Consider the following 8779-nt stretch of genomic DNA (forward strand, 5'->3'; position numbering starts at 1 on the left):
CGGCTGGGTGGTCACGGCTGTTCCCTTCGTCCGGAGGCCAGTCTATCTGGACAACCGGGGAGTTCTCCGGTTAGCGTGGCAGCTAAGTGGGGAGTTCCCCGGTTGTTGGGTTCCGGCGCTCCGTTCCATGCGTATCGAAAGACAGGGAGACCCCTGATGACCAGCGAGAAGACCGTTCTGATCACCGGCACGTCCTCCGGCATCGGCCTGGCCGTCGCCGTGGCCGCCGCCCAGGCCGGCTGGACCTCCGTCGCCACCATGCGCGACACCGCCAAGGCCGGGGCCCTGCTCAAGGCCGCCGCCGAACTCGGCGTCACCGACCGCATCCGGGTCAAGCGCCTGGACGTGGCCGAAGCCGACAGCATCGCCGCCTGCCTGGACGAGGTGATCACCGAGCACGGCCGGCTCGACGCCCTGGTCAACAACGCCGGAGCCGCCCGGGTCGGCACCCTCGAACAGCTGAGCCTCGACGACGTGCGCGCCGCGATGGAGGTCAACTTCTTCGGCGTCGTCGCCGCCACCCGCGCCGCCCTGCCGCACCTGCGGGCCTCCGGGGGCCGGGTGATCACCGTCACCAGCGTGGGCGGCGCGGTCGGCCAGCCCTTCAACGAGGCCTACTGCGCGGCCAAGTTCGCCGTCGAGGGCTTCATGGAGTCGCTGGCCCCCGTCGCGGCCACCGTCGGCGTGGACGTCACCGTGGTCGAACCGGGCGCGGTGGCCAGCGAGTTCGTCGCCAACGCCGGGCTGGACATCCCCACCCTGCTCGCGGCGGCCGGGCCGTACGCGCCGGCCCTGCAGGCGTACCTCGCCCGCACCCAGCAGTCCTTCGGCAACGCCCAGACGCCGGCCGAGGCCGCGGCCCCGATCATCGAGGCGCTGACCGCGAACCGGCCCGCCTTCCGGGTCCAGACCTCGGCGTGGGCCCGGGAGTTCGTCGCCACCTCGCTCGCCGACCTCGACGGCTCCGCCGTCCAGTCGCTCACCCGCGACTGGGTCCGCTGACCGGGCGCCGCCGCGGGCCCGGGGCCCCCGCGTCGGCCGGCCGCGCGCCGAAGAACCGGCCCTGCTCGCAGAGTTCGTCGACGAGCGCGTTCTCCTCGGGCGTCAGCTGCTCGTCGAGGGCGACGCCGAGGAGCTGACGGGCCCGGGCCAGCCGGCGGGCCACGTCCCAGTCGGCGACGAACTCGCCGACCGTGCGCGCGTCGGCCGTGCCGGCGGCCTGGCGGGAGCCGAGCCGGTCGAGGGAGACCACGAACTCGTTCAGGTCGCGCAGGATCGACACGAGCTGGTCGAGGGGGAGGCGGATCTCCCGGGCGGGCAGGTCGTTCATATGCAGGTCGTTCGCGGGCAGGTCGTGCATGCGGCGGCTTCCACTCCGGAGCGTGCTGGAAACGGGCGCCGCGTGGGAAGTCGGCCCGGCCGACTTCCCACGCGGGGGCGGGGGCTACTCGTAGCGCAGGCCCGCGGGCGTGATCCGGCGCCACAGCGCCGGCAGGCTCAGCGCGGTGATCAGCAGCACCGCGGCCGCGCCCGCGCCGGTCATCAGGGCGATGTCGCCCCAGACGAAGGTGATCGGCAGCTTGACCAGGAAGAGCAGCGCGGTGCCCAGGGCCAGGCCGGAGGCCACGGCGAGGGCCAGGCCGAGCACGACCGGGACGAGGCTCTGGCAGAGCAGCGCGCCGGCCAGCGTGCGGGTGCGGGTGCCGAAGGCGGTGAGCACCGCCAGGGTGCGCCTGCGCTCGCGCAGTTGCTCCAGCAGGCCGACCAGCATGCTGGCGCCGATCAGGGTGAGGATCGCCACCGTCCCGGCCGTCAGGGCGCTGCGCACGCCCAGGAAGCGGGCGTCCGGCTGCCCGTTCGCGGGGTTGTGCACACTGCTGGTCGGACTGATCAGCGCCGCGTTGGAGCGGATGCGGTCCTCGGCGTCCGGCGTGCCGGGCACCGGGTGCACCTCGACCATGGCCGCCTGGGAGTGCAGCAGTTCGGCCGGGAGCACGGACGGCGTGACCAGGACGACGTCCAGGTAGTGCGCGCGGCCGCCCTCCGGGGCCCGCTGGACCGTGGCGCGGGAGGCCGGCAGCTGCCAGGTGCTCTCCGGCCGGCCGAGGGGCTGCAGCGTGACCGGTCCGCCGGCCGCGAGCGGGCTGCCGCCGGCCTGGCCGGACGACAGGCCGACGGCCGTGAACACGTCCCCGTCCGCGCACTGGGTGACGCGGTGGACGGCCGTCAGGGTGGCGCAGTCGGCCACCCGGATGGTGAACGGCCGGTCGCCGGCGGTGGCGTAGACCTCGGTGTAGCCGACCGCGTCGGCCACCCCGGGGCTGCGGCGCAGCTGGTCGGCGAGCTGCCCGGAGCGGTCCCCGGCCGCGTCGAAGTGGACGGACAGCGGGGCGCGGTCCTGGAGGGCGAGTTCGGCGGGGGTGGCGCTGCGGGCGGTGGCGAGCGAGCCGAGCAGGGTCTGCAGGGCGATCGTGCCGGCCACCGTCACGACGATGCCGGTCACCGGCCGGGCGGCGCTCTCCGGGCTGAACCGCAGCCGGCCGAGCGCCAGTTGCCAGGCCGGCGGCCCGCTGACCCGGCGCAGTGCGCGGGAGGCCAGGGCGACCAGCGGCGGCAGCAGCAGGGTGGCGCCGATCAGCAGCAGGAGCAGGCAGCCGACCAGGACGACCAGGGCCTCGTTGTCGCCGAGTGAGGTGAGCTTGCCGCGCTGGGTGAAGAGCAGGGTGAAGCCGAGCGCGGGCAGCGGCACCCGCCACCAGACGGCCCGCCGCCCGGCCCCGGTGCCGCGCAGCACGCCGAGCGGCTCGGCGGCGATCCGGCGCATGGTCAGCATGGTGACGGCGACGGCCAGCAGCGGGACGGCGACGAGCACCAGGGCGGCCAGCAGCGGCTGCGGTTGCAGGTCGTCGGCGAAGACGCTGAGCCCGGCGATCTTCACGTGTTCGACCAGCGGGCGGCCGGCCAGGAAGAGGGCGGCGCCGAGCCCCAGGCCCACGAGCGCGCCGGCCAGTGATTCGCCGGCCGAGATCCGCGCGGTGGTGGCGCGGTCGGCGCCGGTCAGCCGTAGCGCGGCCAGCCGCCGGTCGCGGGCCTCGCTGCCGAACCGGGCGGCCGCGGCGACGAACACGGCCACCGGGCTGAGCAGGATCACCACGCCGACCACGGTGAGCAGCGTGAGGACGGGGTCGACCGGCTTGGGCGGCAGCTCGTCCTCGAAGTGGTCGATCCGCAGGGTCGACGGGTCGGCGTCGCTCAGCCGGTCGCTGCCCAGGTAGAAGGCGTAGTCGCCGGGGCCGGCCAGGCCGGCGGGGCCGATCGTGCCGGTGACGGGCTGGGGGTAGCGCTCGCGCAGCAGGGCCGCGTCGGGGGAGCGCAGCAGCTCGGCCAGGGCCGGGGAGACGGCGAGCGTGTTGGGCGCCGGGTAGGCGCTCAGGCCGGGCGGCAGCGGGGAGTCGGGCCCTTCGGGCTGCACGATCCGGCCGAAGAACTCCTCGCCGCGGTAGACGCCGCGGGCGTCGTGGATCAGCAGGCTGTGGTCGGAGCGCGGTGCGATGTCGGCGGAGACGACGGCGCCGCTCTGGATGCGCAGCTTGTCGTCGCGGTGCTCGCGCACGGTGGGGAAGGAGGCGGCGAGCAGCAGGGTGGCCACGCCGAGGCCGACGCCGATCGCGGTCAGCGCGGTGCGCAGCCGGCTGTCCCGGCCGCCGGTGAACGCCAGGCGCAGGCCGAGCAGCAGGTCGGTGGCGAAGCGGGAGAGCGGGCGGGAGTGCGGGCGGGAGTGCGGGCGGTCCGTCATCGGCCCCGCCCGGGCTCGCGGGTGCGGCCGTCCTGCACGACGACCTCGCGGTCCGCGTAGGCGGCCACCCGCATGTCGTGGGTGACCAGCAGCACGGCCGCGCCGGACTCCCGGGCGGCGGTCACCAGCAGCGCCATCACCCGCTCGCTGTTCAGCGAGTCGAGCGCGCCGGTGGGCTCGTCGGCGAAGACCACCGCGGGCCCGGTGACCAGCGCACGGGCGATCGCGGCCCGCTGGCCCTGGCCGCCGGACAGCTCGCCGGGCCGCTTGTCGGCCAGGTCGGCGACGTCCAGCCGGTCCAGCCACTCCCGGGCCCGCTCCTCGGCGGGGCGCCGGCGCATGCCGTTCAGCCGCAGCGGGAGCGCCGTGTTCTCCAGGCAGGAGAGTTCGGGCACCAGCTGGCCGAACTGGAACACGAAGCCGAAGTCGGCCCGGCGCAGCGCGCTGCGGGCGCTGTCGGAGAGGCCGGCCAGGTCCTGGCCGCGGTAGCTGACGGTGCCGGCGTCGGGCCGGATCAGGCCGGCCAGGCAGTGCAGCAGGGTGGACTTGCCGGAGCCGGAGGCGCCCAGCACGGCGACGAGTTCGCCGGGGCCGATCTCCAGGGAGGCGCCGTCGAGGGCCTGGGTGAGGCCGAAGCCCTTCCGTACGTCGGTGGCGGCGAGCAGCGCGCCCTCGGCGCGCGGGTCGGCGCCGGCGTCGGGAGCGGCGGCGGTGGTGGGGGCGGTGGACATCAGGCGCGCACCTTCCCGGCCAGTTCGTCGAGGCGGGACGCGGTCAGCTCCAGCCAGCGCAGGTCGGCGTCCAGGTGGATCAGCGCGTGGTCGCAGAGCAGCTGGTCGGCCAGGTCGCCGGCCAGCTTGCGGCGGGTCAGTTCGCGCATGTGGCGCAGGTGCTCGGCGCGCTGGGTCTCCAGTACCTCCCGGGCCGGGCGGCCGGTCATCAGGGCCAGCACCACCTTGGTGTAGAGGGTGCTCTGCAGGTAGGAGGCGGGGCTCTCGGGCTCGGTCAGCCAGCGGCTGACGTCGGTGATCCCGGCCTCGGTGATCACGTACCGCTTGCGCTCGGGGCCCTCGCCCTGTTCGGTGCCGCAGGCCTCGACCAGGCCGTTCTTCAGCAGCCGGGAGAGCGTCGCGTAGACCTGGCCGTAGGGCAGCGCACGGGCCTGGCCGAAGCGCTCGTCGTAGGCGCGTTTGAGGTCGTAGCCGTGGCGCGGACCGGGCTCCAGGAGCCCCAGGATGGTGTGACCGAGTGACATGCGAGTGACTATACATAAGGTGTATACATCGAATGTACAGCCGGGCGGCCTCGGCTGATGCGGGCTCAGGGCGCTCTGCCCCGGCGTCAGAGGAGGCTGTGGCCGAAGGAGGTGAGGCCGTGCCGGACGTGTCGGCCGCGGCGTTCGGTGGTGATGGCGCCCGCTTCCCGCAGGGCGGTCGCATGGGCCGAGGCGGTCGGTGCGGAGACGGTCAGCCGGACGGCCAACTCGGCGGTGCTGCACGGGCCTTGGGCGACCGCCCGGAGTGCGCGGGCCCGGGCGGGGCCGAGCAGCGCGGTGAGGCCGTCCGCGCTGCGGGCGGGGTGGACGCCGCTCGGGTACAGCAGGGCGGGTTGGCGGTCGTCGCAGAGCGGGACGGCGACGCCGGAGAGGAAGAGGTTCGGGCGCAGTTGCAGCCCGCGACCGCCGAGGTCGTACCTGAGCTGCCACTCCGGGGTGACGTAGCGCAGGACGCCCTCGTCGTGCCAGGTCAGGTCCGGGTGGAGCTGCGACAGCATCGTGCCGAGACCCGCCTCGGCGATGGTGCGCGTGCGCGCGGAGACGTCGGCCCGCAGGGCGCGCTGGATCTCCGGCCAGTCCGGCGCGAGGCAGGACCGGAACAGCACCCAGGCGGCGTCGGCGACCCGGCGCAGGTGGTGCGGGCCGTCGTCGCGCAGCTCGGTGATGATGCGGGGGAGCCGGGGCCCGGTGCCGTAGAACTCCATCGCCTCGTTGATCTCGGCCTCGGGGACGGCGAGCATGGCGTCGAGCTCGTCGGTGAGGGACAGGCCGGCGGCCGCCGCGTCGCCGCCGAGGAACAGCGGCACGCCGAGCGGGCTCGCGTTCACCAGGTCGATGAACGGTGCCGCGCGGCCGGGCACGTGGCCGCGCACCCGGCGCCACCAGTCCTCGCGGTGCAGGGAGTCGCGGCTGCAGTGGTGCTGCGGGCCGGCCACCCCGCCCAGCACGTGGTCCAGAGGGGAGACCGCGAACCGGACGCGCGCCAGGTCAGCGATTCCGAAACCGATTTCGAGCACGGTCGATGGTGTCATGTCCGTGCTGGGCCCACCGCGATCGGGTGCCGGGCCTCCGGGGGGAACGGGCGGAGGCCATACTCGACGGATGAAGCTCGCGGAGGTGCTGACGGAGTTCGGGGTGGCGGGCGGCGTCGTGGGACTGCGGCCGCTGGGGAGCCTGGCGGACGCGGTTACCGGGCTCGGCCCGCCCGGGAGGGGTGGCCCCCTGTTCGACGGGAAGGCCTGGCCGCAGTGGTTCATGTTCGGGGACGCGACGATCGAGGTCTGCGGCTGCGAGCTGATCAACGCGGTCTCGATGCGCACCTGGTACGAGGAGGTCCGGGTGCCGGGGGTGCGGCCCGGGGAGCTCCACATCCTGCCGGCGGCGGTCGGGTTCGGGGAGTTGGAGCGGGCGCTGGCCGGCGTCGGCGTCGGCTGGCGCAGGATCCGGGAGAGCGAGGACTCGTTCGCGATGGAGGTCGAGCCGGCGGGAAGGCCCGAGTTGACGGTCGTGTTCACCTTCACCACGGACGAGGGCGAGCCCGAAGGGCTGCTCTACTCCGTGCACGCCCGCGAACACGTCCACGCGTGCCCGTCCGGCACGAGCGCGTAGCGGCGGGCCCGTTCGGGTGAACCGTCCGCCGGTTGCTTCGTCCGCGGTCGGTCGACCGGCAAGCTAAGCCGCGCGATTCGTCTCTCCGTAGCAGTTTTCTGGCGAAAGGGCCGGCCGATGACGCGTGCGCTGATCGTGGTGGATGTACAACGGGACTTCTGTGAGGGCGGGAACGTCCCGGTCGGCGGCGGCGCCGATCGGGCGCGTGCGATCGCCGAGCTGATCCAGGGCCCCGAGCGCGGGAGTTGGACACGGGTGATCGCCACCCGCGACCATCACATCGACCCCGGCGACCACTTCTCCGAGCACCCCGACTTCGACCACTCCTTCCCGGTGCACTGCGTGGCGGGCAGCGACGGCAGCGAGTTCCACTCGGCCTTCGCGCCCGCCGTCGCGGCCGGGGCCGTCGACGAGGTGTTCTTCAAGGGCGCCCACTCCGCCTCCAAGAGCGGCTTCGAGGGCTTCTCCGAGGACGGCACCCCGCTCGCCGACTGGCTGCACGACCGGGGCGTGGACGCCGTGGACGTGGTCGGCATCGCCACCGACCACTGCGTGAAGGCCACCGCCCTGGACGCCGTACGGGCCGGCTTCGCCACCCGGGTCCTGCTCGACTACACGGCGGGCGTGGCGCCGCACACCACGGCCGCCGCGATCACCGAACTGACGGAAGCCGGAGTCGAGTTGGCGGGCTCGCCGGTGGTGAAGGCGAACGCCTGACCGGTCACCCGTCGAAGCGGGACCAGCTGAACCCGTGTGCGAGCAGCGGCGTCAACGCGGCGCGGTGAAGTGCACCGAAGGTGACGACCGCCTCGTGCTCGTCGCTGCTGACCATCGCGAGCAGCCCGGGCGCGACGTGGAACCGCGCGGCGCTGTACGCCGGCAGGAACGGGCTCAGCGGGACGGGCCGCAGCGGCCGCAGCAGCGGGTCGAGCCGTGCGAGCGGCGCGCTCTGCGCCCAGGCCTGGTAGGGCGCGCCGTTCAGCGCCTCGTAGAGCGTGAACTGGAGCAGGAAGCGGCTCAGCGGCTCGGCCTCGACGCTCGTCTCGGGCTCGTCGTACGGATCCTCGGTGTGCCACACCCGGGGGTCGGCCTTGCCCGGGCCCTCCGGCGGCCACGGGACGGACCAGTCCATCCCGCCGCCGAGCCACTCGGCGAACACCAGCCGGCCGCCCAGCGGTCCGGAGGCCCGGCGGGGCCGTTCCAGCATCGGGTCCCGGAAGCGCAGCAGCGCCGGGCGCCGTCGGGCCAGGTGGTGGTAGGCGGCCAACGCCTGGGGCAGGCCGTCGAGTTCGGGTTCCGGGCCGGGCGCGTGCTCGGCCGGGAACCAGCCGAGGGCGAAGGCCTCCAGGGCCTGGAGCGGCTGCACCTCCACCTGGTCCACCCACTCCACCCCGGGGACCGGCCCGGGCGCGGGGACCGGCCGTACGAGGTCCAACAGCTCACGGTGGAGCGGCTGTTCGAAGCGCAGCTCGACGCCCCGCGCGTCGGCGGGCGCGGACGCGGCCCGGGCGGCGATCGCCGTGCCGAGCGGCAGGCAGCCGCCGTCGAGGCGGGCGAAGACCCGGACCGGCCACTGGGCGGGGTGGACGAGCCGCAGGTGGAGGGCCGGTACGGCGGCGCCGGGCAGCAGGACGCTGGTGTCGTTCTGCACGCCGCTGACCCCGGGGCGGTCCCCGGCCTCGACGACGACGACGGTGGCGTCCGGTCCCGTCGCGAGCACGGCGGGGCCCAGCTCGTACCGCTGGAATCCGGGGCCGGCGTCGGAGAGCGCGGCCGCCTCGGTGATCAGGGACGGGAGCGTCTGTGTCATGGCGAGCAGCCTAGCGATCCGTCACCTCCGCCGGGGCGGCGATCAACTCGCCGGCCGGCCGGGGCGGTTCCTTCCGTCGCGCGCCCCGTGAGGCGCCCGTGACGCGCCCCGCGCCGGGTAGTGCGCCGGGTGACGCGCGGGGTGCCGCGCCGGGTAACGGAAGGGTTGCGGAGGCGGTCCCTCCCGTACGCGGGTCTTGACGGCGCGGGGAGACCGGGCGTTTGCTGTGACCCGCTCGTTCGAGCCTGTTTGGTTCTGGTTTGTTTTGTGTGTTTGAACGTTCAAATCG

The 8779-nt window shown here is 74.5% G+C and carries 9 protein-coding genes; 3 read left to right on the forward strand and 6 right to left on the reverse strand.

Annotated features, from left to right (window positions below):
- The first annotated feature begins 156 nt into the window (after positions 1-156).
- Positions 157-1002: an SDR family NAD(P)-dependent oxidoreductase gene (locus tag AB2U05_RS28190; protein ID WP_369184594.1), complete on the forward strand. Its 846-nt coding sequence runs from the start codon at positions 157-159 to the stop codon at positions 1000-1002.
- On the opposite strand, the gene AB2U05_RS28195 is transcribed toward AB2U05_RS28190, so the two are convergent.
- From AB2U05_RS28195 to AB2U05_RS28215, 5 genes are all read right to left on the reverse strand, one after another.
- Positions 980-1360: a hypothetical protein gene (locus tag AB2U05_RS28195; RefSeq protein ID WP_369184595.1), complete on the reverse strand. Its 381-nt coding sequence runs from the start codon at positions 1358-1360 to the stop codon at positions 980-982. The two genes, AB2U05_RS28190 and AB2U05_RS28195, sit on opposite strands and share 23 nt — an antisense overlap.
- Positions 1361-1444: 84 nt before the next feature.
- On the reverse strand, positions 1445-3796 hold the full coding sequence (locus AB2U05_RS28200; protein ID WP_369184596.1) for an FtsX-like permease family protein: 2352 nt from the start codon (positions 3794-3796) through the stop codon (positions 1445-1447).
- Positions 3793-4527 carry an ABC transporter ATP-binding protein gene (locus tag AB2U05_RS28205; protein ID WP_369184597.1) on the reverse strand — a complete coding sequence of 245 codons (735 nt, stop codon included), beginning with the start codon at positions 4525-4527 and terminating at the stop codon, positions 3793-3795. The genes AB2U05_RS28200 and AB2U05_RS28205 overlap by 4 nt, the downstream gene beginning before the upstream one ends.
- A complete protein-coding gene (locus AB2U05_RS28210; RefSeq protein WP_045709973.1) occupies positions 4527-5051 on the reverse strand; it encodes a PadR family transcriptional regulator in 525 nt (174 codons plus the stop codon). The genes AB2U05_RS28205 and AB2U05_RS28210 overlap by 1 nt, the downstream gene beginning before the upstream one ends.
- 86 nt (positions 5052-5137) lie before the next feature.
- Complete coding sequence (locus AB2U05_RS28215; protein ID WP_369184598.1) at positions 5138-6088, reverse strand: ArsR/SmtB family transcription factor; 951 nt, start codon at positions 6086-6088, stop codon at positions 5138-5140.
- An 85-nt stretch (positions 6089-6173) separates the two neighbouring features.
- Between AB2U05_RS28215 and AB2U05_RS28220 the strand changes: the two genes are divergently transcribed.
- Together AB2U05_RS28220 and AB2U05_RS28225 are read left to right on the forward strand one after the other, a co-directional pair.
- Positions 6174-6680, forward strand: a complete 507-nt coding sequence (locus AB2U05_RS28220; protein WP_052706539.1) for a hypothetical protein — start codon at positions 6174-6176, stop codon at positions 6678-6680.
- Positions 6681-6797: 117 nt separating this feature from the next.
- Positions 6798-7397, forward strand: a complete 600-nt coding sequence (locus AB2U05_RS28225) for an isochorismatase family protein (protein WP_045709974.1) — start codon at positions 6798-6800, stop codon at positions 7395-7397.
- Between the two features lie 4 nt (positions 7398-7401).
- Here the strand turns inward: AB2U05_RS28225 and AB2U05_RS28230 are convergent, their stop codons facing one another.
- Entirely contained in the window at positions 7402-8490 is a 1089-nt protein-coding gene (locus AB2U05_RS28230) for a hypothetical protein (protein WP_369184599.1), read from the reverse strand.
- Positions 8491-8779: the final 289 nt, after the last annotated feature.

This window comes from Streptomyces sp. Y1, assembly GCF_041053115.1.
Lineage (GTDB): Bacteria > Actinomycetota > Actinomycetes > Streptomycetales > Streptomycetaceae > Kitasatospora > Kitasatospora rubellomurina.